Below are 25,957 nucleotides of genomic sequence, written 5' to 3' on the forward strand. Positions count from 1 at the left end.
CCTGTTTTTTACAGAGTCCTGAATCCGCAGTTATTGTAACAATTGTTCCATGTCTTCTGGCGGAAGCAAATGATAACATACAAACGTATACCTAATATGCGCACAGGACCTGCCGTTCACGGTCATTAAGGTGTATAGAAAAGCTGTGAACAATAAATCTTTCCATCTTCATTGACGTAAAGGCCGATTCCGATGTCGGCGAATTTCTCGTTCAGGATATTTTTACGGTGTGACGCTGAGTTCATCCATGCCGCTACCAGTTTCTCGGGCGATGAAAAGCCCTTGGAAAGATTCTCCCCGGCAACACGGTACGGCATATGGTGCTCGGAAAATATGGTGGAGCAATTTGAACCGTCAGGTCTGGTGTGAGAGAAAAAAACGGCGGACTCTTCTGCCCTGATATCGGCCATATCGGCAAGCGCCTGCGTTTCCTCCAGTGTATTCATCCCATTGTCTGTCCGCTCCACGTTGACAAGTCGGACAACCTCCGCCTTGAACGCTTTCGGATCCTCCCAATTTTGATCTGTTTTGGCGGACGCTGCAACCTCGCCCGGAGCGGCGGCAGTTCCCGGTTCCCAACCTGCCAGCGTGGTGGGCGCGGTAAGCGAGATGGTCATAAAAGCGAAAAGCAAAAAAACGGCGTTAAAAATTCTTTTTTTAGTCATGTTCCCGCCTCCGGCTGTCCCATATTTTGCATGAAAAAAAGTTCTGTTCAGGTTGCCTGAACAGAACTCATCAAAATGATGACCTACTTTCGGCAACCCGGCTGTCATGGTCAAAAGACTGTAGACCCGTGGCTTTGCGTCCCTGCTTTTCAGCAGGTTTGCCAGTATCGTTTTAGTACCTGTATGAGATCGTGGATTACGTATATCTTTTTCTGCGGCCTCAGTCTGCCGGCGGAGCGGACGCCGTGCCATAATATGCCTCCGGCGTCATGCCGTTTATATCGGCAAGCCGCGCCCGGACAATCAGCCGGTGACTGGAAACCAGATATGGCGTACATGTAATCAAGGTGAGCGTATACGGTTCATTTTCTACATTTCCGAGTACCCAGGTTTCTTTGGGCAACACGGCGAAGCTTTCATAAACCGTATAGGTATATATATTATCATCCGCCTTCAGGATAATGCTATCGCCCGCAGCCAGCTTGTTGAGATAGCGGAATGCCGTTGTACGGTGCCCTGCGACAACACAATTTCCCTGTTGCCCCAAAGCGCCGCTTTTCTCCACATGCCCCACGCCATAGCGCAACTGCCGTTGCGTCCCTTCCAGAACATATTCAGAGACGTTGAGCTTCGGTATTTTTAATATCCCGAGCTGGGTGTAAACAGACAGAGGCAAGGTTGCGGCCTTTTCGTCTCCTGGCAGCAGCCCGGGTTCTTCGGCGGAAGCGGCTGGAGACGATTCCGGCGTGCTCCGGATTATGACGCTGTCCCTGTCCTCGTTTTCCCAAACGATGGGCGAGGGATCCGGTATTGAGACCTCGTCCTGATCATCACGGCCGAAAAGTGTTCCCCAGGGGTAATGATATGCTTCAAAGATCAGAGCGCCCGAAATAAGGACAATCCCTGCAAAAATAAGCAGACGGGAGAGGGTTTTCTTGTTCCATCGAATTCTTTTCATACCGCCGCCTCCTGTATGCTGCCAAACTGGTCCGATAAAATCGTAACACATTGGCAAAACAGATGCAACGGTTCATAAAAGCAACGGTGGTATAAGCTTCCAGGAAGAAATGGCAAAAGCCCTTCCTTCTTATAATATCGACAGCTGGATCGGAATCTTGAACGCAAAAAAATTTTTTGTAGATATTGACGAAGAAATTTATTACATCAGCTACCCGGGATTTCCGGGCGATTCATAGAATCATTTATCGTGGAGGTAATCGAAAGATGAAAACGACAAGAGTAAGGCTCGTGAAAATGGTCGTTGCCGTAATTTTTTTACTGCAGCTGCTGCCGCTGAACTGGGTTGCGGCCATCTCGCCCACAGACCTGACCAACAGCACTTACCTGGTGGTCCATGGCACGGACTACGCGCCGCCGGATCGGGCGTCCTCGCTGAAAATCACTCAGGCGGACGGCGTGACGGTGATTCCTCCGAGCGCCAACGGAGAATACAACGATATCCCTGCCGGCGCCAAGATCATGCTCAACTACGCGTTCCATCTGGAGGATGGCAACGGCACGGAGCTTTATGATTATACGGGCGACGAATATTTTACTGCCGAGCTTCCCCAGGGACTCGACTTTGCCGCTGCCACGGGGACCGTGGATGCCTTTGATTCGACCGGGAACTACACTTACACGCTCGCTGCCTGGAGCATTACCGGCCACACTCTCACGGTGTCGCTTACGAGCGGCGCCGAGGACCTGTCGGGACATGGGGGCGCGGCCAATGACGCGCATCTGGACAAATGGGGCATGGTCCATATCGAGGGCACCTTCCAGCCCCTGAATGCCGGCGGCGGAACCGCTACGGAGGTTCGGTTCGGCAGCGAGGTCATCGTCATCAACCGGCAGCCGCTGCCTATGGAAAGCACTCTTTCAAAGGACGGCAGATATGACGCCTCAGACAATACCATCACCTGGACGGTAACGGTGACGCCTCCGGCCGGCGCGCCGGACATGGCCTATGACGGATATTCCCTGATCGACGAATTCGGCCCCGGCCAGACCTATGTGGCCGATTCCTTCGCCGTGGGAGGCACATCGATTTCAGATTCGGCCCTGGATACGTCCAGGCTGTCGACCGACCGGATCATTACGTATACCTTCCCCGATACCGATCCGGACATCACCGGCGTGCAGACCATCACCTACAAGACCAGTCCCAACGACTTTTCAGCAGAAAACGGTTCCTCCGCTTCCTCTCAGTATTCTGAATTTATCAACACGGCCAGCCTGAAGCGGGGTGCGGACGACGCGGCGGACCCGGTTACCTATCCCGTGCGCCTCGATTGGATTGAAAAAAACGGCGCGTTAGCCGCGACAACGAGTGATCCCACAATCGCCCAGTGGACAGTGACCGTGGCTGTGCCCGGAGATATCGGAAAAGCCATTTCCGGCGCGGCGATTACGGACAGTATCGCCCCCGATCTGGAACTGCTTGCAGACACGGATCACCCCGTTCAGATCAAGTTCGGCTCTGCCGCCGCAGCAGACGTCGACAGCGGAGGTGACGCGGGCCAATACGAGTATTCGGGCAATACGCTGACCTACCGTTTCCCGACCGCCAGCCAGCCAACGGCCGGGACCACAGCCACGCTGACCTTTTACACACGGGTGAAGCCTGCGTCGCGGGACCACTACTTAAACAGCAACGACGCCATTTCCTTCAATAACGGGGCAAGCCTGACCTGGAATCACAGCACAACAAGCGCTGCTCCTTCCGACACCGCCGCGATCGCAAACGGCATCGGCGCCGGAGGGCTTTTGTCCAAGTCCTCCGCGGGCGGGACTACGCCTTATGCCTATTCCGTTACCGACCCCGGGACCATTCACTGGACCATCACGGTCAACCGCAACAAAATCGGCATTAAAAAAGCTGCGATAACGGATATCATTCCGTCAGGACAAACACTCCTGATCGACGCGGGACACGCCTTCACGGTGACAGAAAAGGGCTCTTCCGACACGTCGATTTACAGAAACGATGGGGCAACGATTAATCCGAATGGGGGCGTTTTTGCAGTCACGCCGACGGGCTTTTCCTATGAATTTCCGGATGAAGACCCGGGGGACGGCCTTGATGACACTATTAAAAACACCTACACTGTGGACTATTATACCCGCGTTGTGGATACGGTTCCGGGCACGCCGGGAGACAGCTCAGGGCTTGACACTTTATACAAAAACGGCGATGTGAGCTTTGACAACGGCGTAACGCTGACGCGGACCGGAGGAGGCGGCAGCATCTACACCTCCGGCACAAAGACCTATTCCGGCCAAATGCTCGACAAGACCGTGGCGACGGCATACGATTATAACACGCGCACAGTACAATGGCAGCTCGTGGTCAACCGCAACAGACTTCCGTTGACGGACGCCGTCGTAACAGACACGATTCCCTCCGGAATGACGCTTTTCATTGACGCCGGGCATCCCTTTACGGTCACGGCTGCCGGCGGCGGGGCCACGGGTACCCTCGCCGGCGCGAACGGGGACACAGCCTTTACTTATACGCTTCCGGTTTCAACCTCCGACCAGTACACCATCACCTTCTGGACGCTGATGGATGAGTCGACCTTAAAAACCCAATGGAGCGGAACACGGCCGTTTACCAACAGCGCATCTCTGGGCGCTGATGAGATCACTATATCGGACAACGCCACGGCGCAGGTCAAAAACCCTGTCATTTCAAAGACCTATCATTATACCTCCGGCTCTGACCACATCGACTGGTCGGCGGTCATCAATCCCGGCCAGGTGCTTCTGACTGACGGCGTGGTCAAGGACGTGCTGGACCCCAAGCTCCGGCTGGATCCGGCTTCCGTAAAGCTTTACGAGGTATCGATCAACAGCTCCGACGGCACGGTGGCCGGTACGGTCGGCGAGGTATCTGCTTCGGACTATGTTATAACGCTTCCTACGGCAGACAACAGCAACACGCTGAGCGTGGAGCTGCCGAAAAGCACCACGGCGGCCTACCGGCTGGAATTCACGACCAGCATTCTGTCCGATGATCTGGATCTCACCAATACGATAACTCTGTCGGGAAGCGCGGGGGATCCCTCGGGCGGCGCCGTTTCGTCCCAGATCGTCATTACCGACCTGTATTCGAACGGCGGCAGCGGCAGCAATACGCTGACGGTACATAAGATGGATGCTCACGGCAACCCACTTTCCGGTGCGACGTTCCGTTTGCTCAATATCAACAAGCAGCCCGTCACCAGCGGCGGAAGCCCCATCATACGGACGACAAACCCTTCGGGTGACGCCGTGTTCGATAAGCTTCCATCCTGGACCTTCTATGTGGAAGAGACGGAGCCGGCGTTGGGCTATATCCTGCCTGCCGATCCTATCTCGGGCGGCAGCCAGCTGAACGGGAGCGCAACCCTCTCCATTTCCAATGACCCTGCCCTGGGAAGTATTTCGTTTGCCAAGACCTCAACAAACGGCTCTCCGCTCTCCGGAGGTACATTTACGCTGACGGGAACGGACTATGCGGGCAACGCCGTAGCGGTGACGGCCACGAGTGTTGCCGGTACGGTGACCTTTACCGATGTCCCGCTTGGAACCAACTACGCCATCCGTGAAACCATCCCCCCCGCCGGTTATAAAGGCTCGGACACGGTGCTTACGGCGAGCGTCTCGTATAATGCGGATAAAACCGGAGTGGTCACAAACGTGAGCCCAAATACCCTGTCCAACGAACCCCTTCCCGGTCCCGCAACTATTTACGGCAACATTGAGATAACAAAAACGGATGAGGACGGGCACAGGCTGGCAGGAGCCACCTTCGCGCTGTACCGTCAGTCAAACGGCGGCCTGGTTGCGACGGCTGTTTCCGATTCACAGGGATTGGCGCGCTTTAGCAACGTGCCCGTGGAACGGTATGTCATACGCGAAACCGCCGCGCCGGAAGGGTACGTGCTCAGCGCGGACACTATTGACGTCAACGTGACCAACACGGCCACCCTGACTTTCACTGTAACCAACAAAGCGGACGCGAGCCTTTCGGGCAATATCCGGATTCTCAAAACCGACGATGCGGGCAACGCACTCGAGGGCGGCGAGTTCACCCTCTATGACGCAAACGGAAAGGCGCTTAAAAGCGTCGTGACCGGCCCGGACGGGCGTGCCGTGTTTGACAGCGTCCAGGCAGGCCCCTACACCGTATCTGAAACCCGCGCGCCGGCGGGCTACGCTGCCGATACGGACAGCGCGGCGGTTACGGTAATCAGCGGCCAGAGTTCCAGCCTGACCTTTATAAACCGGAAAATATCCGCTGACGCCGGCAGTATACAGATCAAAAAAGTTGATAAGGATTCACATCCCCTCTCCGGCGCGGAGTTTACGCTGTACGACGAAAGCGGGGCTGCTATCGGCATTGCAATTTCAGGGGAGGACGGCTTGGCGCTGTTTGAAGGAGTCGCACCGGGCAGGTATTCGGTGCGGGAGACCGCCGCGCCGGATGGTTACGAGCTCTTTGCCGAGCCTCTGCCGCTCGATATCGGGGCCGGGCAGACACTTGCGTATACATTGAGAAACAATCTCCTGACAGATGAAGATTCCGGTGTTTTAGGTTGGAGCGGCAATGATACGCCGGCCCCGGGCGGGACATTGCCGCAGACGGGAGGCATATCCGGCACATTTTATTTTTTAATATCAGGACTTGCCCTGCTCGCGGCCGGATTACTTACGGCAAAGCCTAAGAAACACCGGAGGAAAAGCAAAACACAAGATGTGTGAATAAAACGGCCGGCATATCCTCAAAGCAGATGATATGCCGTCCAAGGCCAACCCTGCAATCGATCGTGTAATCCCCGCACATTTCTCGATAAGGCGCGGCCCGCGCACCAGTCTTTGCTGGTACGCGGGCCGCATCGCTTTGTTGGGCAAGCAAATGCCGCGCAGGTCTTATCCTTACGCTGTATTTGCAAGCGCCTGTTCATCAGGGATATTTTGCTTCAGACAAAAAGCGTTTTATTCAACGACAACCTCCTGAAAGGGTTCCGAAAGCAGCCGGACAGCCACAGATGATATGACATTTGCTTCTTTGAAGGCCGCAGGCCGGTATCCCTCGCTGTCATCCTCGCGAAAAGGCAAATGAAACAAAACGAGATGCGATGGCGCGATCGAATTAAGAACAAAATCTCTGGGACCGGATAACGTAATCCACGGGAAGTTTAGAAGGGCTACATCTACATGCCGGCCCGCGATAAGCTCGCTGAGCATATCCAAAGCGGAAACAGAGCAGTCACCAGGGATGAGAACATTAAAGCCATCAATTTCAAAAAAGAATCCATAGTTAACAATCGGTTCGAACCCGCTGCCTTGATGCGGCAGGCGTACGGCGTCAAGAGCGGCACCCGCCAGGAAAATTCTTTGTCGCGGATCATTCAGCACAATGGTGCCTTCAAGCGGAGCACCGGGAGATATAAAAAAGCTCGCAGGCCAGCGAAGGCGCGCCTCGTTCCAGAGCGCCGTTGAGACATGGTCAGGGTGCGCGTGTGTGGTGATAACAGCAGTGGGCGCACAGCTCTGGAACCGTCTCCAGACTGCCGGCAAAACATTCGGCGGCACTGCGCTGAAGCCGGGCATTTTTTCATTATGCAGCGCATCAACAAGAAATTGCCTGTCACCGACCGTCATGATGACGCCCGCGTTGGCCGTCAGAATCAGGCTGCAAGCCACTGCACGTCACCTCTTGGGCTAATCGAGAATAAGCCGGATAAATTCATCTTTAGTAAGCCCCTCGTAATATTCTTCCAGCGAGACAGCAGACAACGCTTCAAGCAAAGCGTCCTCCTCCAGCTTCGTGTTGAGCAGAACCATGGCAATGTCGTCACACGGCCTGCTGCCAAAGTAATCGCCATCACTGGTAAAGGCCGTGATTTTGCCGTCTTCCACCTGCATACTGATCCGGATGGCGCCGACGCCCGGCAGCCGCCGGCGTTTTTTTATGCCATACTCAGGTGACTGTCCGTAGTTCCATTCCCAGGTTGCATACCGTCCGCGCCGTATTGCCTCTACGGCCTCCAGATCCCGGGCGGACAAAGCATACATGGACATTTTTTGCTCTCTGACAAGGGTCATGCGAAGATATGCCCAGAATTCGGCTACCGTCATATCCACAGGAAGATGCTCTCTCAGATTTGTCACCCGCGCGCGGACGGACTTCACACCCTTGGAAACGAATTTATCCTCCGGCACATGCAGAGCCTCCGACATCCTTTCAAAATCGGTGTCAAACAGGATCGTTCCGTGGTGCATCAGGCGGCCGTACCGGAGATACCTGGCATTGCCCGAGAACTTTCTCCCGCCGACGCTGATATCGTTCCGGCCGTTTGCTTCCGCATAAACGCCCAGTCCGGCCAAGGCCTCAACGATCGGCCGACAGGATTGATGGAAATCAAGCCGGCCGGCGTCTTGAGCATTGGTGATAATCGTATAGTTAAGATTGCCCAGGTCGTGAAAGACGGCGCCGCCACCGGACAGGCGCCGGACAACGGGGATACCGTTTTGGTCGATATACGCCCTGTTGATCTCCTCCGCAGTATTCTGGTGCAGGCCCACGATAACGGAATCGCAATTCTGCCAGAGCATGAAAAGCTCATCGTTTTTGGACAGGGTATCGAACGCATATTGCTCAAGCGCAAGATTGAAGGCCGGGTCGGTTGACGTGCTTTCGAGGTATCGCATAGTTTATTCCTCCGGCATGGGCGGACAGATATTGATCAGTTCCAAAACAGAACCGCCGTCTTTCGCCTCCAGGTAACAAACGTGCTCCTCCCCGTGACGCGCCTCCCAGACGATTTGCGCGCCGGCAGCAATACAGGAAGCCACGTCAGCGTCCAGCTCTTCCCCACAGACGTAGGCTGCGTGATGTAATCCGGGGCCTCTCCTCTTCAGCGCCGCGGCGTGAAACGAATGCTCATCCAGGGGCTGGATCAGCTCGTAGACGATGCCGCCCATCCGGCCCACAGCGGTTTTTAACCGCCCGCCGGAACCTGTGATCATCTCTGACGACGGGAACTCGATTTCACCAATCTGCCATACGCCGCGCCGCCCGCCGGACATAGCGCAAAGGGCATCGAGTGTTTTTTCAACATCTGGGGTCAGGATGCCGATATGCCAGAATTTCATTATCAAAACGCTCCTTTTTTCCTGTCGGGACGCTCATAACAGCACGGCGCGGGCCGGATTCTCCAAGAGCTGCATCAACGTCCGGATAAATTCTGCGGCGACGGCGCCGTCGATGATTCGGTGATCGTAAGTGAAGGACAGGCCGACCTGCGGGCGGACCTTAATTTCACCGCTCACAGGTACCGCCGTATCCATCACGCGGCCGATACCTAATATTCCGGCCTGAGGCGGATTGATGATGGGAGTAAAAAGATCCACGGAGCCATAGCCTCCCAGGTTAGAGACAGTGAAGGTGGCGCCCTGCAGTTCATCCGGGCCAAGCCCGCCGTTTCTGGCTCGGGCGGCCAGGTCCTTTGCTTCACGGCTCAAGGCCAACAGATTTTTGCGGTTGGCATCATGGATAACAGGCACAATCAAGCCGTTTTCCAGTGCGGTGGCCATGCCGAGGTGAACCCGCTTATGCAGTATGATTCCTTCATCCGCCAGAGATGAGTTGATGCTGGGATGTCTCTCCAACGCAGCGGCGGTTATCTTCATAAGCAGATCGTTGATGGATACGCTTTCGCTTTTTTCCGTTATTCCACGGTTAATCATCGTACGGTACTCCAACAGAGCGCTTACGTCGGCCATGACCTGATGCGTCACCATGGGTATTGTGGTCCAGGATTGGAGCATATTCACGCCGATGGCCCGGCGGATGCCGTTGTATGGGATCACGGTATCGGAAGCCTCCGGCGCAAGGGACGGCGCCATGCAACAGGTGTCGGCATATTTCTGAACATCTGCCTTGACGATGCGGCCGTTGGGGCCGGTACCCTTGATGAGCTTGTAATCTAAATTCAGCGCGGCGGAGAGTTTCTTGGCGACGGGCGAAATGAATACACGCCCGCCATGCTCCGGCGCGGTATTTACAGCAGCCGGCACCGGAGATTTTGCACTGACGGCTGATTCAGCAGGAGCAGCAGTACGGGCGGCCGGGGCGGAAATCTGTTCACCCGGCTGGCCAATGTAACCGACAACAAATGCTATTGGATATTTCTCTCCCACGACTGCGATCTTCTTGAGGAGAACGCCGTCTGCCGGGCTCTCTATCTCGTGACTCAGCTTTTCCGTCTCGATTTCCAGCACCGGTTCTTTTATTTTAACCGTTTCGCCCTCATCCTTGAGCCATTTGACGACCGTACCGGTTTTCATCGTCAGCCCAAGCTTGGGCATTAATACTTCAACAGCCATTTTTATTTCACCTCAATAGTATTGCAGCATGCTTTTACATCAGCGTCTTTACCGCTTGGATAATCTTATCCTCGTTGGGAACGAACGCATTTTCCAACGGCGGAGAAAACGGGCAGTGCGTAAAAGGTGCCGTGACACGTTTAATGGGGGCATCCAGATAATCCAGCGCCTCCTCAGCCACAAGGGCGGCGATTTCTGCGCCGTAGCCCGAAAAGCCGATTGCTTCATGGGCGATGAGAAGCCGATTGGTTTTGGCAATCGATTCAAAAATCGCATCCTTGTCAAGAGGCACAAGACTTCGGAGATCGATGACCTCGGCCCGGATGCCCTCGGCCGCGAGAGTTTCCGCCGCTGCTAAGCACCTGTTGACCATCATACCATAGGACACGATAGTCACATCCGAGCCCTCCCGGGCGATATTGGCCTTGCCGATGGGGACAAGATACTCGCCCTCCGGGACCTCCCCCTCCATACCAAGCAGCGTCTTGTTTTCCAGAACAATAACAGGATTGTCGTCCCGTATGGCCGATTCCAGAAGTCCCTTCATATCGGCGGGGTTAGAGGAAGCGACGACCTTCATACCCGGCATATGGGTGAAGAAGGACTCCAGGCTCTGAGAGTGCTGGGCCGCGGCGTTAATGCCCGCGCCAGCCTGGGTGCGTATAACCATAGAAAGCCTTGTCTGCCCGCCGACCATCCATGCCAGCTTGGAGGCCTGGTTGAGCACCTCGTCCATGCATACGCCCATAAAGTCCATAAAGTCATGTACGACGATGGGGCGCAATCCTACCGCCGCGGCGCCCACGCCGAGACTGGTGATGGCCGTTTCACTCAGAGGCGTGTCCAGCACCCGCATCGGGCCGTATTTCGCCATAAGCCCCACGGTCTGTCCGAAAGCCGTACCGTAGACGCCCACATCCTCGCCACAGATGAAAACACGCGAATCCCGCGCCATTTCAATGTCCTGCGCTTCCCGTATTGCCTGCGTATAGGTGATAATCTTTGCCATTTGGGTTATTCCTTCCTGTCAGCCGGGGAGAAGTCGAGGTCCTCGAACATAACGTCGATCTCCGGGTACGGGCTTTCCTCAGCAAATTCAACGGCCGCTTGAATTTCCTCTTCCGTTTCCGCCTGTATTTTATCTATTTCCGCGGCATTCGCGACGCCTTCCTTCATCAGGCGCTTTTCAAAGTTGGGAATCGGGTCTTTTTCACGCCAGATAGTCTGATCCTCCGGCTTTTTGTATGGCGCGGAGTCGCCGACGAAGTGGCCGTAATGCCGCCAGGTCAGGCATTCGATCAATGTCGGCCCCTCGCCGGTGCGGGCACGGGCGACGGCAATGGCCGCCGCGTCGCGCACGGCGATAGGATCGTTGCCGTCCACGGTAACGCCAGGTATATCGTAAGCCGCCGCCCGCTGAGAGATGGTCTTGTTTTTCGAATGATAGGCAAAGGGCGTGGACATCCCGAACTGGTTGTTTTCACATATGAAAATAACGGGCAAATTCAGCGCCGCCGACATATTCAGGGCTTCGTGAAAGGTGCCCCGATTTGAGGCGCCGTCCCCGAAAAAGGTCACAGCCACTCCGTCGGTCTCCCGGTACTTCTGCGCAAAGCCGGCGCCCACCGCAATCGGGATTCCCGCGCCGACAATACCGTTGGCGCCGATGATGCCCTTTGAGATGTCCGCGATGTGCATCGAACCGCCCTTATCCTTGGAATATCCCGTTGCCTTGCCGTACAGTTCGGCCATCATACGGTTAATATCCGCGCCTTTTGCAAGACAATGTCCGTGACCGCGGTGCGTGCTGGTAATATAATCATCCTCCCGAAGGCAGGCACAGACGCCCGTGGCAACAGCCTCCTCTCCGCTGTACAGGTGAAGAAAGCCGATAAGCTTGCCGTCCAGAAAAAGCCGTGCCGCTTTCTCCTCAAAGGCGCGTATCCGAACCATCATCCGCAATAGTTCCAGCATTTCCTCCCGGTTCTCATCTTTAAGAGATTTCATATCGTTTCCTCCATATATCATCAGACTCCGTGGATCGATTTCCCAAATACGGACATGGCGGCTTCGCAGACCGCTTCGCTGACAGTCGGATGCGCATGCACGGTATTGACGATGTCCTCCACTGTTCCCTCCATGTTCATGCAAAGGGCGGCCTCCGCAATTATTTCCGTCACCCTGGAACCGATCATGTGGATGCCCAGCACCTCGCCCAACGTCTTATCGGCGATAATCTTGATATAACCGCCGCCTGCGTCGTCAATGAGGGATTTGCCATTTCCACCGAGGTTGAAGCTGCCGACCGAATAGTCGATTCCAGACTCCTTCGCTTGTTTTTCGGTCATGCCCACGCAGGCGATCTCAGGCGAGGAATAAACACAGCTTGGAACAATCTTGGGATCATAATGCGGCTTTGCGCCCATAATATGCTCCGCGGCGGCGACCCCCTGTGCCATAGCGGCATGTGCCAGCATGATCCGGCCGTTGCAGTCACCAACGGCATAAACAGCAGGCGCGTTCGTGCGGAAATAGTCGTCAACGTCTATGGCGCCTCGCGTCAGCTTGATGCCCAGCGCCTCCAGCCCCAGGCCGGCGGTACGGGGCCGCCGCCCTACAGCCACCAAAACCTTTTCCGCGGTGACCTGCCGCGTCTCACCGTTCTGCTCGAAACCGACGGTCAGAACATCCTCAGATTTTTCAACGCCGGTGAGTTTGGCGCCGGTGTATAACTGCACGCCGTTTTCCATCAGAGTTTCGTGCAGGAAGCCGGCAATTTCCACGTCAACCGGCGGCAATATTTCCGGAAGCAGCTCAATGATGGAGACCTTTGTGCCGACGGCGTTGAAGAGGGTTGCAAATTCGACGCCGATCACGCCGCCGCCCACGATGACCATGGATTTTGGAACCTCGTCCAGCGAGAGCGCCTTCGTGCTGTCTATGACGCCATACAGATCGGAGCCGGGAAAGCGCAGGTCGGTATTGACGGAGCCGGTGGCAAGAATAACCGCATCCGTTTCCAGTATTTCGTTTCCGATCCTGACCTTACGGTCGGGCAGCAGAGACGCGGACTCACTGATGACCTTCACACCGTTATGCCTCAGAAGGGCAGCCACGCCGCCGGTCAGCTTCCCGACAATTTTCTCCTTATGCTGCTGTACGGCAGGCCAATCCAAAAAAGCACCTACAGTTTTCACCCCGGCGACTGCGTTCATGGCAACCTTGCGGTAGAACTCTCCCGTATGGAGCAGCGCCTTAGTTGGAATACAGCCAACATTCAGGCAGGTCCCTCCCACCTGCGCGGCCTCCGCCAATGTCACCTGGGCGCCCAGCTGCGCGGCCTTGATAGCCGCCGCGTAACCGCCGGGTCCGCCTCCGATGACGACGATCCTTTTTCCCATTACTTTGTTTCCCCTTTCCGTCCGGCGCGGTGTGTTTCAACATATCATGCGCCTGTCACAGGCGTTTACGGCTTATATTTGTGTTCATTTGTTTTATTGCGTACATTTGATCAGCAATTTGGGATATTTCCCGGTCTGGAAATCATCGAAAGCCTGCTGAGCGTCTTTCATCTCGTAAATGGGACCGATCAATTTGTTCATATCCAAACGGCTGAGCAGATCCACGCTCTTTGGAAACAGATATGGGTCCGTAAACACAAACTGGAGACGCGCCTCCTTGCCGAACATGTCAAAGAGGTTGAGCGGCAGCTCATAATCCATGGGATATACGCCAAAGTATATGATACATCCGCATTTACCTATGATTTTTGGGCAGAGCGGCGCTGCCTTGGGCGAACCGGACATCTCGAATACGAAATCAAAACCCATGCCGCCAGTAATTTTTTCGCACTCTGCCTCCACGTCCCGGCTCGTTGGGTCGATGACATATTGCGCGCCCAGCTCCAGCGCCATCAGCCGCTTTTCGGGCACGGGATCGATGACAGTCAATCGTGTACCGCCGCGGTATTTAATGAGGTTCAGCATAATGAGACCTATGGCGCCTACGCCGGAGACACAAACCGTGCTGCCCATCGGCATAGCGGCAAGTGCGATTCCCCGGCTGGCAGTGGAAATGGGTTCAACCAGCGCGGCATACTCGAAGGGGACATTGTCCGGCAGCTTAAAAAGCTGCTCGGGAGGATAGGTACGGTATTCGACCATTGCATCCATCGGCTTTTTCTCCGGTTCAAAGCCGGACTCCTCGCAATACATGATAAGCCCCTTTTTACAATGGCTGCATTTGCCGCAATACTGCGCCGGACAAGCGGAAACCCGGTCTCCGAGCTGGAAGTACCCCTTGGCCTTCACATTTGCCCCCACTTCGACCACCGTGCCGGTAGCTTCGTGACCCATAACCATAGGCGGCTTAATACCGAATAAACCGTGACTGACGACATGGACATCAGTCGCACACAGCGCACAGTATTCGATTTTGACCAGGACCTCATCCTCCCCCGTAATAGGTATGGGCAGCTCCCGCACTTCGACCCTGCCCCGGTCTACATAGACAACGCCTTTCAAAATTCAGCACCCCGCTTTGATTCTTGATTATTTAAAATGTAAAAATGCATCAGGACAGCTCCATTCCTATGCAAGCTGTCTATGAACTTGCCCTTTTCAGCGCGGACGGAATCAGCACCTCTTATTTAAGTCTACATCAGCCGGGAGAAAACTGTGTGCGCGTAAATCTTAAAAGTGTTTGAAAATTTGATTCAAAACGTAAATATACCCGGGCCTCGGACGGTTGACTCCGCCGGATGAAAAAGCGGTATGTCCTCCTGATAAAGGATGAACATACCGCCTTTCATATTAAATGCGTATCATTGACGGCAGGCGGTTTGACGGCAAGCGGTGCTTCTCCTGATCGCCTGAGCGTTTTGCTCAGCCGCCGTTAGCGGCGTTATATTGATCGATGGTCTGTATATCCCATGGGAGCATGGGGGCAAAAAGCCTGTTGGGATCATAATACTGTTTAATGTTGTCCACGCTGATAACATAGGTCGGCGTGTAGGATGTGGCAGGAAGGTTGTTGGCATCAAAACCTTCGTCAACAATCTTATGAATAAGGTCAACGACGCCTTCGCCGGTATAATAGGGCGCATTTGTTCCGGTGCAAAGGATTGTGCCCTTGTTGATCTCATCTAAGGTCCAGTCCTCACCGTCGGCTCCGCACGCCACATAAATGTCTTCGCCCGCCGTCAGTCCGTGTTGTGCGATCTCCGCCATAACGCCAGGCTGAAGAGTCGCTGTTTCGACAAAAAAGAGGTTCATATCAGGATGGGCGGTAAGCAGGTCGGCGGCAAAGGGTTGCCCGGCATTGCTCTCCGTGGAGCCGGCGGAGCCGTAGCCCACAAAATTAATGATGTTTTCAAAAGTTCCTGAACCGCTGTCACGGCATTCGGTCCAAAAGTCATAACCGTCCAGAACGGCATCCCACTTGGAAGGATAGGGTTTGCCGGAAAGCTCGGCGAACTTGTGCAGGTACCCGCTGATTAAACCGCAGCAACGGCTGTTGGAGTCGGCGTCGCCGGCGCGGCTGACCAATGCGCCGATCTTAATCGGGGTATTTTTGAACTGGTCATACAGCTTTTCGGCGGTGTACTCGCCGACCACATAGCCGCACTCAAAGCTGGCTGATACGACGGTGGTGATGATCGGATATTCGGGCTTGCCCCCTGTGGGTCCTACAACAATGACAGGAATGCCCTTATCGACAGCCTGCTGATAATAGCTCGAGGTGGCGTCAATATCAACCGCATTGATCACCAGGAAATCCACATTCTGAGTCAGGAAGTTTTCAATCTGGGTCATTTGCTTGTTGACGTCAAAATCCGCGACCTGGTAGTTCAGCTTATAGCCGTATTTATCGGCGGCTGCTTTGGCCGACGTGACCATCTCCGTGAAGAAAGTGGCACTTTGTGTGGCGCTGCACCATCCGATGGTGATGGGGTTATTATGCGCTTTAAAAGGAAGAGCCTTGTCGACACTGGCCCGGCTGTCCAGATGGCTGGCCTGTATACCGCCGAGAGGCAGCTTGTCCTCCAGGGACATCAATTTGTCAAGCGCTTCGGCACCGTTGCCGTTAGACGAGGTTGATGCTGAAGGTGTTTCGCCGGACGCGGGGGCGGCGGAGGAGGGGGTTGCGGATGTCGAGGCGCTGGGGGAGGTGGTGTTGCTTGTACCCGCACAGCTCGCGAATACGGCGACGAGCATAAGTACAGCCAGGACCAATGCCATGAGCTTTCTACATTTTTTCATCGTGCTTTCCTCCTGTTATTTGTTCAAATTCTGAAGAAGTGGCCTCCTTTTATTTTTATCCGTGTTTCTTGCTGCTTAGGCTCTTGAGCAATACGGCCAGGATGATGACACCAGCCTTGACAACCATCTGCGGGTAAGACGCCAGGTTGATGAGGTTCATGATGTTTCCGATGACGGCAATGATGAAGACGCCGATTACCGTCATGACCACCGTGCCCTCGCCGCCCATCAGACTCGCGCCGCCGATGACGACGCCCGCGATCGTCGACATGTTGTAGTCAACGCTTGCCGTCAGCGCCGAGGAATTGCCCGACCGCGCCGTGATGATCACGCCGGCGATCCCGCAAAGGATGCCGGATAGAAGATACACAAAGAACAGGTGCTTCTTCGAATTGATGCCGGCCAACTGTACGGCTGATTCGTTCGAGCCGATGGCATATACCATCCGGCCAAAGGTTGTGTATTTCATCACTAAAAAGAAGATGATCACAACCACAAGCGCGAAAATAACGGCGACGGGAATTCCAAAAATTGTCGTTGCCGTGGAGAATCCCACCAGGTCCGCATAGCCTCCGGTTTTGTTGTTGAGCATCAGCGTGTTGCCCTTCGTGATGATATAGGCAATACCCTCGCCGGCGTACATCATCGCCAGCGTCACGATGAAGGACGGCATACGTAGCCGGGCGATCAGCAAACCGTTCAGCGCACCGAACAGCGCGCCGACACCCACGCCGATGACGATGGCGCCCCATGTGCTCCAGCCGCCGCCCGACAGGCCCCATTTCGTCATAGAATACGCCACCATAATGCTGCTCACCGCTGCAACGGAGCTCACCGACAGGTCAATGCCGCCAGTGACGATGACCATCAGCATACCCATGGCGATGATCAGATACGGGACCTGCTGCCGAAGCAGCGTGAAAACATTCGTTTTGGAGATAAACAAGGGAGAGAGACCAGACGCGGCGATGATCAATATTACAAGGATGATGATGGCGTTATAGCGTATAAGAAACGTACTGAGCGACATCTTCTGCACGCCGACGGTGCTTCTGCTGTCTGCTGCGGCTTTTTCCCTATTCTTCAGTATCATTGACCCTGACCCCCATAGCATATTGAATGATGTTGAGCTCTGTCAGCTCATCCTTTTGGAGCTCTCCGACACTTCGACCTTCCTTGATCACAACCGCGCGATCGCACATGCCGATGATTTCCGTCATTTCCGACGATACCATGACGACGGCGTATTTCTGCGATACCAGCTCGTTAATGATCTTGAATATCTCAATCTTCGCACCGACATCCACGCCGCGGGTCGGTTCGTCCAGGAACAGCACCTTGGAGTTGGCGGCCAGCATCTTGGCGATTGCCACCTTCTGCTGGTTGCCGCCGGAAAGGCTCTCAACGTTATTCGACGGTGACGCCAACTTGACGGCCAGTTCCCTGATATATTTCTCTACGATCGGCTGTTCCTTCTTCTTGCGTATCCAGCCGAACCTGGTTATTGCCTTCTGGCATGAAAGCGTAATATTCTGGAAGATAGGCCTCCTTAACAATACGCCCTGGTTCTTCCTGTCCTCGGGCAAAAAGCCGACGCCGTGCTCGTAGGCCTCCTTTGTGGAGCCAAGCCGGATCTTTTTCCCATGGAGCGTCACCGTGCCATACTCCAGCTTATCGACGCCAAGGATGGCCCGTATGCATTCGGTACGCCCTGCGCCCACCAGCCCGCTGAGGCCGAGAATCTCGCCCTCGCGGACGTCAAAAGAAATATCCTGCACAGCCCGTCCGGCCTTGATATGCTCTGCCGTGAGAACGACATCGCCGATCTCACAATCGCGCGCGGGGAAGAAGCTGCTCAGGTCACGCCCGATCATCAGCGCTACCAGCTGATTCTTGTCAATGGATGACGTCTCCACCGTGGTTACATACTGGCCGTCCTTCAGCACGGTGATTCTGTCGCAGATCTGGAATATCTCCTCAAGCCTGTGCGAGACATAGATGATGGAGACGCCCTTTTCCTTCAGTTTTAATAGCAGCTTAAAAAGCTGCTCCACTTCCCTGTTTGTCATGACAGCCGTGGGTTCGTCAAGGACCAGGATGGAGGCCTTTCGCGTCAGCGCCTTGCACATCTCAACAACTTGCTGATAAGCGACCGACAAGTCGCTCACCCGGGCATTGACGTCGATGTTGCCGAATCCGATCTCTTCAAGGAATTCCTTTGCTTTCTGACGCATTTCCTTCCAGTTGACAAATTTCCTGTCCCTAAATTCGTCCAGAAGAATGTTCTCCATCACTGAAAGATGCTGCACAAGAGCAAACTCCTGGTAAATAACGGATATGCCGGCCAGGATGCCGTCCTTCGGGTCATGCAGATGCACTTTTTTTCCGTTGATTTTCACCTCGCCGCTGTCCGGCATGTGAACTCCGGAAAGGACGCGGATCAGCGTGGATTTCCCGGCGCCGTTTTCGCCCACCAGTGCGTGTATCTCACCAGGCCGTATCTGCAGCTGCATATCCCGGAGCGCCTTGACACCTTCAAAGCTCTTACAGATATGATGCATTTCCACCCTGTATTCAATGTCGAACGATTTTTTTGCCGCCTGATCTTCCGCCATTGACTTCTCACACCTCTCGAAACAAATTAAGGAACTACTATGACGGAATAAAGACTACAGCGTTGTCAAAAATCCTCCGTCGACACCAAGCATCCAGCCGTTGATATAGTCGGAAGCGTGGGATGCAAAAAACACAACGAGCCCCATAAGATCACATGGATTACCCCACCTTCCCGCTGGTATGCGTTTGGTGATCCGGTCATAAAAAGCCGGATCCTTGCGGAGCTCGGCATTGACCTCAGTGGCAAAAAAGCCTGGCGCGATACCATTTGTCTGAATATTGTACTGGCCCAGTTCGTTGGCAAAGCTGCGCGTTAAGCCGGTAATGGCGTGCTTGGCGGCCACATAGGGCGGGCACATCCTGTCGGCTGTGAAGGATAGCGTTGACCCGATATTGATGATCTTGCCTCCACCTTGTTTTATCATCTGCAGCGCCGCCCGATGACCGAGGTAATAACATGCGTTGAGGCTGACATCTATAACCTTTTTCCAGTCCTCGTCCCTAAAGCTCTCGAATTCCGCAAATGCGTGCGCACCGGCATTATTGACAAGAATATCGGCCTTACCAAAAACACGGAGGCACTCCGGCATGATCTTGTCAAGATAGGCGGCATCCGTGAGATCGCCCTGGGAAAAAAACACACGCCGGCCTTCGCGCTCGACCAGTTCTTTTACTTCGGATACGTCGTCTGTCAAATGAGGTACGAACAAATCGGCACCCGCCTTGGCCAAAGCCGCTGCAAATGCCATTCCCAGTCCCTGATTTGCACCTGTCACAATAGCGACCTTGTCGCGCAGGCTGAATGATTCTAAGGAAAAACTCTCCATATTACTCATATTTACCCCAGTTCGATGAATTTATTTTGAATTGCTTTTATTTAACTTTACATCAACAGCCGGAGCGCAGTGTGTGTGTAAATTGAAAAAGTGTTTAAAATTTTGAGGTTTTAAAAGTTGTATATGTGGTATTTGCATAAATATATGAGAGTTTTTTCGTAAGTAATCGGAGAGCCGCCAAGTTCATAGCCTGCGAATAAAATACAAAACGCCATGGCCGATTGAAGGCTATGGCGTCTTGCGCATAATTGACGGAGGCAGTATATCTTTTTAAACGTATCCCTGTAATATATCGGTCAGCTTCTTGTTTTCTTTGCAAGCATCATGAATTCAAGCGATACTGCTTTCTGTACTCTGTGGGAGAGAGACCTGTGATCTCCTTGAATGTCCGGGAAAAATGCCTGAAGTCATGATACCCAATATTTTCTGAAATCGTATAAATAAATTCTTCCGTTTCCCTTAGAAATTTTTTTGCCTGCTCAATACGGTAGTTGATTAAGTACTTAATGACGCTCATGCCCATTTCACGTTTAAAAACCTGACTCAAATGGCCATTACTGACAAAAAGTGCTTTTGAGACATCCATGATTGAAATATCCTGCGCGTAATGCTCAGATATATAATTCATGGCTTTCAGCACGACGGCGCTGCTCATCCGTCGCATCCTTGTGGAGCGTAATTCCTGGATCCGTTCCAGGAGAATATCATACTGTTCTTCGATAGAGGAAAACTGCAGAAGATTCGGGCTATTATTCACGACCGGCATGATATCGTCAAATGAGTACTGGACCTCGGCCATGGCATTGTAGACGGCGGCTATACTGGAATAATAAAGGGTAAAACTCATGGCAGGCTTAAGTATATCAAAATAAAGCATATACAGTTCGGCCTCCAGCGATGGATTCAACAAGTCATAGCATAAATAATCCGTTATTTCATGGAGCAGCGTGTTGATGGTCTTTACATCCGTATATCTCTTTTGTTCTTCAATCAGCGCCGGTCGAATGACGCTCATATCCCTGAGGAAAAAGGAGAGGGACTTTTCTGAATGATATTTCTGGTAGGCATACCGTAAACTTTTGATGTCGTCAACACGGGCGCTTAAATACCGGCATGCGACCTTATTGCCGGTACAAAACGCCAGCTTGCGGACCATCTCTTCGAACTTGACTCTTTTCCCCGCTTCGCTCCTTATATCAAGGTCGTTTAAAATGATACACAGGAGATTGGGCGTGCTATAAAACACTTCGCCTCCGTTATACTGGTTGATGATATCGTAACATTCCCTCAGGAGCATTTCTCCCGAAAAATTATATATAAACTTATTGGATTCATGATCGGTGAATTCGACACCCATCAGCTCCCAGAAAAACAGATAATACCCGTTGCCCTTTAGATTCAGTCCGTATTTCTCCCGGTAAAATAAAAATTCCTGCTGGTTGCAGCCTCTGAGAATCTCCAGGAGGCTTTCGTGCCGCGCCGAGGACTCGGCGCTGGAGCAAACATCATCATTTAAGAGCGTCGTGCGGAAACTGAGGTGCTCGCACATGAATATGCCCTTGACTGCATTGTTGAAAATTTCATTAACCTTTATGGCAAGAGGGTTTGTAAATGTTGTTGTCGCATAGCGGATTTTCCCGGGGGCAAATACCTGGAACAAAACGTACACAGGAGAAAAACCAGCGCATTGTAATGCAAAAAGCAAATCATCGACATGCGTGACAGGAGATTTGGCCTGCAGAATGAATATGTCGGCTTTGTTTTGGATGGACGGTTCCAGACAGTCCTGATATGAACTTGCCTTATGTCCGATCCTGAAAGAAGGGTAGAAAGCTTTCAGGAAGTGTTCCAAAGCATCAATAATATCGTCATCTGCAAAGATCGTGATATTATGTGGCATTGCAAAGTCTCCCCCTCCAAAAAATATCGTTCAGCTTATATTTTAATGTGGGCTAATTCGTCGTTTGTGAAGGATTTTGTAAATAATGTGGGTATTATTAATCTTACAATTCGTTTTTATTTACATTGATTTATCTTTTTGATAAATTACCATTACTTTGATATTACAGTCAAATATTCAAATTATCAACAGGTATTATTCCCTTCATGGAATATACCGGCAAGGAGAGAGTCCCATGCTTTTAAAGGATAAGGTAGGAATCGTTACAGGCGCTGGCACGGGGATCGGCAGAGCCTGTTCTATACGCTTCGCCAGAGAGGGGGCAAAGTTGGCCCTCCTCGACATTTCCGACAGTCAGCTCTCCGAGACTAAGGCTTTAATAGCGGCAGAAAACTCTGAAGCAAAGGTTATTTGTCTGAACGTCGACATAAGTGACGAGGAAAGCGTCAAAATGGCAATGGAAAACACTATTGCAGAATACGGCAAACTCAACTTTGCCATGAACAATGCAGGGGTTATGATGACCAGAGCCCCCGTCGGAGAGGTCGATTGCAAAGCTTGGGAGCGTGTGGTACGTATCAATCTATTTGGCTCCTTTTATTGCGCCAAATACGAAATCCAACAGATGCTGAAAAACGATGAGCCAAGTTCAATCATTTTCACCTCCTCTGTCGGTGGTCTTATCGGCACTCCGTCCGCGTCTGACTATGTGTGCTCAAAACATGCAATTATCGGCTTGGCGAAATCGATTGTTTGCGATTATGCCGATAAAGGCATCCGAGCCAATGCAATCTGTCCAGGTCAAGTCGCCACTCCCATGTGGGAAAGCGTTAATGGTCGGGTACGTAACGATCCCGAAGCTTACGCCAAACTTAATAGAACGCAAAATCCAATGCGGCGTCTGGCGTTGCCTGAGGAGATCGCTTCCGTTGCGGCATTCCTTGCAGCTGAGGAATCTTCCCATATTACCGGAGTTGCTCTTCCGGTTGACGGAGGTCACTTAGCAACCAATGCAGCTTATTTCAACTGGGAATGATTGCGTGCCCGTAAAAATGACGAAGCACTGGTAGCCCGTTATATGGAAACCCCTTACGATTCGTCTATTAGTTAGATGATGTGCTCGATGTAAATTACATTAATAAATATAAAAGACACTATCGAATAGTGTCTTTCAGACTGTAGCCAAGCTTATTTTCGAGATAAAAGCTTCGCAGAACTTCCGCCGCGCACGGCGGAACTCGATGTAAGCCGACATTTTTGGCGGCGTGTACGTCAAAACGGGGTGGAGGTCACAGGAATAATCATTCGGCAACTAGGTTGTCATCGTTCTGCGGCAAGCATAACTTTATTCCTATGTGAGCACTTTATCGTAATTAATATCTACGATTCACAAGGGCCGTCGTGATAACAGGCGACCAGATGATTGCGCCCCCGGTCAAGAAGCTCAGGCATCGTTGTCCTGCATATATCGGTCGCATACCGGCATCTGGGATGAAACGGGCAGCCCGGCGGCGCGTTGATCGGACTCGGGACTTCTCCCTCCAGCACGATCCTTTCACGCCGCTTTTCCCTATAGTAGTCTGTTGTCGGCACCGCCGAAAGCAGCGCTTTCGTGTAAGGATGCCGCGAATTTTCAAAGAGGTCGTCGGAATCCAGGATTTCGACCATCCGGCCCAGGTACATTACGCCGATTCTTCCCGCGATGTGACGGACAACGGCCAGGTCGTGCGCGACGAAGATGTAAGTCAGACCAAGCTCCTCCTGGAGCCGCCGGAAAAGATTGATAATCTGCGCCTGAATCGACACGTCCAGCGCCGATACGGGCTCATCACAGACGATCAGCTTCGGATTGCAGGCCAGGGCCCTGGCAACGCCCAGCCGCTGGCGCTGCCCGCCGGAAAGCTCGTGCGGATACCGCAGCGCGATATCCTGATGCAGCTCGACAAGGCTTAGAAGCTCGCGCATGCGTTTTTTGATCTCTTCTTTTGTGTGGAATTTCCTGTCGCAGACGATCGCTTCTTCCAGGATAGAGCAGACGGACTGCCGTGGGTCGAGCGATTCATACGGGTCCTGAAAGATCAGCTGAAGCTCCCGCCTGTTTTCTTTGAACTTTGATTTCGGCAGCTTGGAGATATCTCTGCCGTTATAGATGATCTTTCCGTCCGTCGGATCATGAATCCTTAAGATGCATTTCCCGGTTGTCGTCTTCCCGCAGCCGCTTTCACCGACAATGCCGAAGGTCTCGCCCTCGCGGACCTCGAAGCTGACGTCGTCGACCGCTTTGACATGGCAGTACGTTCGTGACAGCAGGCCCTTCTTCAGCGGGAAGTACATTTTCAGTCCCTCGACCTGAAGCAACGGTTTTTTCTCGTTCATATCGTGCACCCTTCATCATTCCCTATATCCATAAAGCATGCGATGAAATGTTCTTGGCCATCGACCTGTCTCAAATCGGGATATTTCTTTCCCTTGCAGGCCTGCTTCCCATACGGGCATCGCGGCAGAAAATAACATTCGTTCGGAAGATTGGCAAGATCCGGAGGCGCGCCTTCTATAGGATTCAGATCCTCCGAGCAATCTCTCCGCAGCTTCGGCACCGAATTCAGAAGGCCGATGGTGTATGGATGCCTCGGTTTCGTGATGATATCCTCCGTGACGCCGGATTCCACAATTTTCCCGGCGTACATGACGTAAATCCGGTCGGCATGCCTCGTTACAAGGCCTAAATTATGCGTCACGACGACAAGCGACGTTTTATTCTCCCTGACGAGCCTCATCAAAAGCTCCATGATCTGCGCCTGGATTGTGACATCAAGCGCCGTTGTCGGCTCGTCGGTGATGATGAGCTGTGACTGGCAGGCCAACGTGATCGCGATCATAATCCTTTGCCGCATTCCACCGCTCAACTCAAACGGATAGTTTTTCATTCTGACCCGGGCGTCGGGAATCGAAACGGCTTCAAGCGTTTTGACACCGATTTCCCAGGCTTGTTTTTTACTGACTTTTTTATGCCGGCGTATGACCTCGGCAAGCTGGCTGCCAACGGTTTGAACGGGGTCAAGCGACGTCATCGGCTCCTGAAAGATCATGCCGATCCGCGCGCCGCGGATTTCCCGCATCTCCTTTGATTGTGCGCCGCATTGCAGGAGATCCTGTCCTTGAAACACGATCTCCCCACCCACGATTTTTCCCGGAGGGGACTGGACAAGCTGCATCACGGACAGCTGAGAGACGCTTTTCCCGCAGCCGGATTCACCGACAAGCGCCACGACCTCCCCTTCATCGACATAATATGATATACCGTCAACGGCTTTAATTTCGCCGTTGACAGTGAAAAATGTCGTTTTTAAATTTTTGACCTCGAGCAGTTTATTCCCCATCACAGTTTACCTCTTAATTTCGGATCGAGCGCGTCACGCAGACCGTCTCCGACAACGCTGAGGGAGATAATCAGGAGCATAAGCATAATGCCGGGCCATAAGGCCAGATGGGGCGAACTGAAGATATACTTATAGCCTTCAAAGATCATAACGCCCCAGGATGGCGTAGGTGCCTTTATGCCGATGCCCAGATACGCCAGACCCGACTCAATCATAATCGCCGTGCCGACACCCATCGTGAACATCACAATGATCGTGGGGAAGCAGTTCGGCAGCAGGTGCTTGAAAAGTATTTTAAAATTGCCCTGGCCGATTAATCGCGCCGCCTCGACATAGTCGTATTCCCGAAGAGATAGAACCTGGCCGTAAATAACCCTGACATAACCCGGAACGGCGGATATCCCGATGATGAGGCTGATCGAGAAGACCGCCCCCCCGAAAACAGCGGCGAGGCACAGGGCGAGGATCAGCGGCGGTATTGAGAGCTGTGCGTCCATCAGGCGCATGACGAGGCCTCCGAAGATGCCGCCGAAATATCCGGCCGCCAGACCGAGCGCGACACCGATTACCAGCGCCCAAACGCTGGACAGCAGGCCGATGCTCAAGGAAAACCTGGCGCCGTAGACAATGCGCGTGAACAGGTCCCGTCCAAGATTATCGGTCCCCAGAAGGTGCTGCGGGGAAGCGCCCTTCAACGCATTGGAGAGCTCCTGCTGGAACGGCGTATAGGAGGTCAAAAGAGGGCAGAAAACGGCAACCAGGATAAAAATGCAGACCAGGACGAAGGAGATTTTCGCCAGGATGCCGCGACCGAATAAAACGGTAAAGAAATATCTGATATTCTGTTTTCGCCGCTTTTTCGCTTTCAGCCTGGTCTCTTCGTCCGTGATACAGCTGATTTCGCGAATTTCATTATCCATAGTGT

Annotated in this window: 20 protein-coding genes and 1 riboswitch; of the genes, 2 read left to right on the top strand and 18 right to left on the bottom strand. The window is 53.1% G+C overall.

The features are described 5' to 3' along the window. Positions 1–125: 125 nt before the first annotated feature. Together BUB60_RS13520 and BUB60_RS13525 are read right to left on the bottom strand one after the other, a co-directional pair. Complete coding sequence (locus BUB60_RS13520; RefSeq protein WP_073080007.1) at positions 126–665, bottom strand: CAP domain-containing protein; 540 nt, start codon at positions 663–665, stop codon at positions 126–128. An 88-nt stretch (positions 666–753) separates the two neighbouring features. Continuing rightward, positions 754–838: riboswitch (cyclic di-GMP riboswitch) on the bottom strand. 47 nt (positions 839–885) lie between these two features. After that, complete coding sequence (locus BUB60_RS13525; RefSeq protein ID WP_084726490.1) at positions 886–1,674, bottom strand: class D sortase; 789 nt, start codon at positions 1,672–1,674, stop codon at positions 886–888. 215 nt (positions 1,675–1,889) lie between these two features. Between BUB60_RS13525 and BUB60_RS13530 the strand changes: the two genes are divergently transcribed. Continuing rightward, positions 1,890–6,410, top strand: a complete 4,521-nt coding sequence (locus BUB60_RS13530; RefSeq protein WP_073080012.1) for a SpaA isopeptide-forming pilin-related protein — start codon at positions 1,890–1,892, stop codon at positions 6,408–6,410. Between the two features lie 234 nt (positions 6,411–6,644). Here the strand turns inward: BUB60_RS13530 and BUB60_RS13535 are convergent, their stop codons facing one another. From BUB60_RS13535 to BUB60_RS13595, 13 genes are all read right to left on the bottom strand, one after another. Further along, entirely contained in the window at positions 6,645–7,355 is a 711-nt protein-coding gene (locus tag BUB60_RS13535; protein ID WP_084726491.1) for an MBL fold metallo-hydrolase, read from the bottom strand. Between the two features lie 18 nt (positions 7,356–7,373). Beyond that, the gene (lplA, locus tag BUB60_RS13540; protein ID WP_073080015.1) at positions 7,374–8,363 is read right to left on the bottom strand and encodes a lipoate--protein ligase; all 990 of its coding nucleotides are present in this window, start codon (positions 8,361–8,363) and stop codon (positions 7,374–7,376) included. A 3-nt stretch (positions 8,364–8,366) separates the two neighbouring features. After that, positions 8,367–8,807, bottom strand: a complete 441-nt coding sequence (locus tag BUB60_RS13545; protein WP_073080017.1) for a VOC family protein — start codon at positions 8,805–8,807, stop codon at positions 8,367–8,369. Between the two features lie 33 nt (positions 8,808–8,840). Beyond that, positions 8,841–10,040: a dihydrolipoamide acetyltransferase family protein gene (locus BUB60_RS13550; protein WP_073080019.1), complete on the bottom strand. Its 1,200-nt coding sequence runs from the start codon at positions 10,038–10,040 to the stop codon at positions 8,841–8,843. A gap of 34 nt (positions 10,041–10,074) precedes the next feature. After that, positions 10,075–11,049 carry an alpha-ketoacid dehydrogenase subunit beta gene (locus BUB60_RS13555; protein WP_073080022.1) on the bottom strand — a complete coding sequence of 325 codons (975 nt, stop codon included), beginning with the start codon at positions 11,047–11,049 and terminating at the stop codon, positions 10,075–10,077. Positions 11,050–11,054: 5 nt separating this feature from the next. Next, complete coding sequence (locus BUB60_RS13560; RefSeq protein ID WP_073080024.1) at positions 11,055–12,047, bottom strand: thiamine pyrophosphate-dependent dehydrogenase E1 component subunit alpha; 993 nt, start codon at positions 12,045–12,047, stop codon at positions 11,055–11,057. A gap of 20 nt (positions 12,048–12,067) precedes the next feature. Further along, the gene (gene lpdA / locus BUB60_RS13565; protein ID WP_073080027.1) at positions 12,068–13,441 is read right to left on the bottom strand and encodes a dihydrolipoyl dehydrogenase; all 1,374 of its coding nucleotides are present in this window, start codon (positions 13,439–13,441) and stop codon (positions 12,068–12,070) included. A 93-nt stretch (positions 13,442–13,534) separates the two neighbouring features. After that, positions 13,535–14,563: a zinc-dependent alcohol dehydrogenase gene (locus BUB60_RS13570; protein WP_084726492.1), complete on the bottom strand. Its 1,029-nt coding sequence runs from the start codon at positions 14,561–14,563 to the stop codon at positions 13,535–13,537. Between the two features lie 360 nt (positions 14,564–14,923). After that, positions 14,924–16,300, bottom strand: a complete 1,377-nt coding sequence (locus BUB60_RS13575; protein WP_073080033.1) for a sugar ABC transporter substrate-binding protein — start codon at positions 16,298–16,300, stop codon at positions 14,924–14,926. A gap of 55 nt (positions 16,301–16,355) precedes the next feature. Beyond that, positions 16,356–17,393: an ABC transporter permease gene (locus BUB60_RS13580; RefSeq protein WP_073080036.1), complete on the bottom strand. Its 1,038-nt coding sequence runs from the start codon at positions 17,391–17,393 to the stop codon at positions 16,356–16,358. After that, positions 17,377–18,915, bottom strand: a complete 1,539-nt coding sequence (locus BUB60_RS13585) for a sugar ABC transporter ATP-binding protein (protein ID WP_073080038.1) — start codon at positions 18,913–18,915, stop codon at positions 17,377–17,379. Before BUB60_RS13585 ends, BUB60_RS13580 begins: the two co-directional genes overlap by 17 nt. Positions 18,916–18,969: 54 nt before the next feature. Beyond that, the gene (locus BUB60_RS13590) at positions 18,970–19,752 is read right to left on the bottom strand and encodes an SDR family oxidoreductase (protein WP_073080041.1); all 783 of its coding nucleotides are present in this window, start codon (positions 19,750–19,752) and stop codon (positions 18,970–18,972) included. Positions 19,753–20,074: 322 nt separating this feature from the next. Beyond that, positions 20,075–21,652, bottom strand: a complete 1,578-nt coding sequence (locus BUB60_RS13595) for a helix-turn-helix domain-containing protein (RefSeq protein ID WP_073080044.1) — start codon at positions 21,650–21,652, stop codon at positions 20,075–20,077. A 235-nt stretch (positions 21,653–21,887) separates the two neighbouring features. On the opposite strand from BUB60_RS13595, the gene BUB60_RS13600 reads away from it, so the two are divergent. After that, the gene (locus tag BUB60_RS13600) at positions 21,888–22,688 is read left to right on the top strand and encodes an SDR family NAD(P)-dependent oxidoreductase (RefSeq protein ID WP_073080046.1); all 801 of its coding nucleotides are present in this window, start codon (positions 21,888–21,890) and stop codon (positions 22,686–22,688) included. A gap of 344 nt (positions 22,689–23,032) precedes the next feature. Here BUB60_RS13600 and BUB60_RS13605 read toward each other — a convergent pair whose 3' ends face one another. From BUB60_RS13605 to BUB60_RS13615, 3 genes are read right to left on the bottom strand one after another with little or no spacing between them, the layout of a single operon-like run. Further along, entirely contained in the window at positions 23,033–24,028 is a 996-nt protein-coding gene (locus BUB60_RS13605; RefSeq protein WP_073080049.1) for an ABC transporter ATP-binding protein, read from the bottom strand. After that, positions 24,025–25,032: an ABC transporter ATP-binding protein gene (locus tag BUB60_RS13610; RefSeq protein WP_073080051.1), complete on the bottom strand. Its 1,008-nt coding sequence runs from the start codon at positions 25,030–25,032 to the stop codon at positions 24,025–24,027. Before BUB60_RS13610 ends, BUB60_RS13605 begins: the two co-directional genes overlap by 4 nt. Then, positions 25,032–25,952: an ABC transporter permease gene (locus BUB60_RS13615; RefSeq protein ID WP_084726494.1), complete on the bottom strand. Its 921-nt coding sequence runs from the start codon at positions 25,950–25,952 to the stop codon at positions 25,032–25,034. Before BUB60_RS13615 ends, BUB60_RS13610 begins: the two co-directional genes overlap by 1 nt. Positions 25,953–25,957: the final 5 nt, after the last annotated feature.

The organism is Sporobacter termitidis DSM 10068 (genome assembly GCF_900130065.1).
GTDB lineage: Bacteria > Bacillota > Clostridia > Oscillospirales > Oscillospiraceae > Sporobacter > Sporobacter termitidis.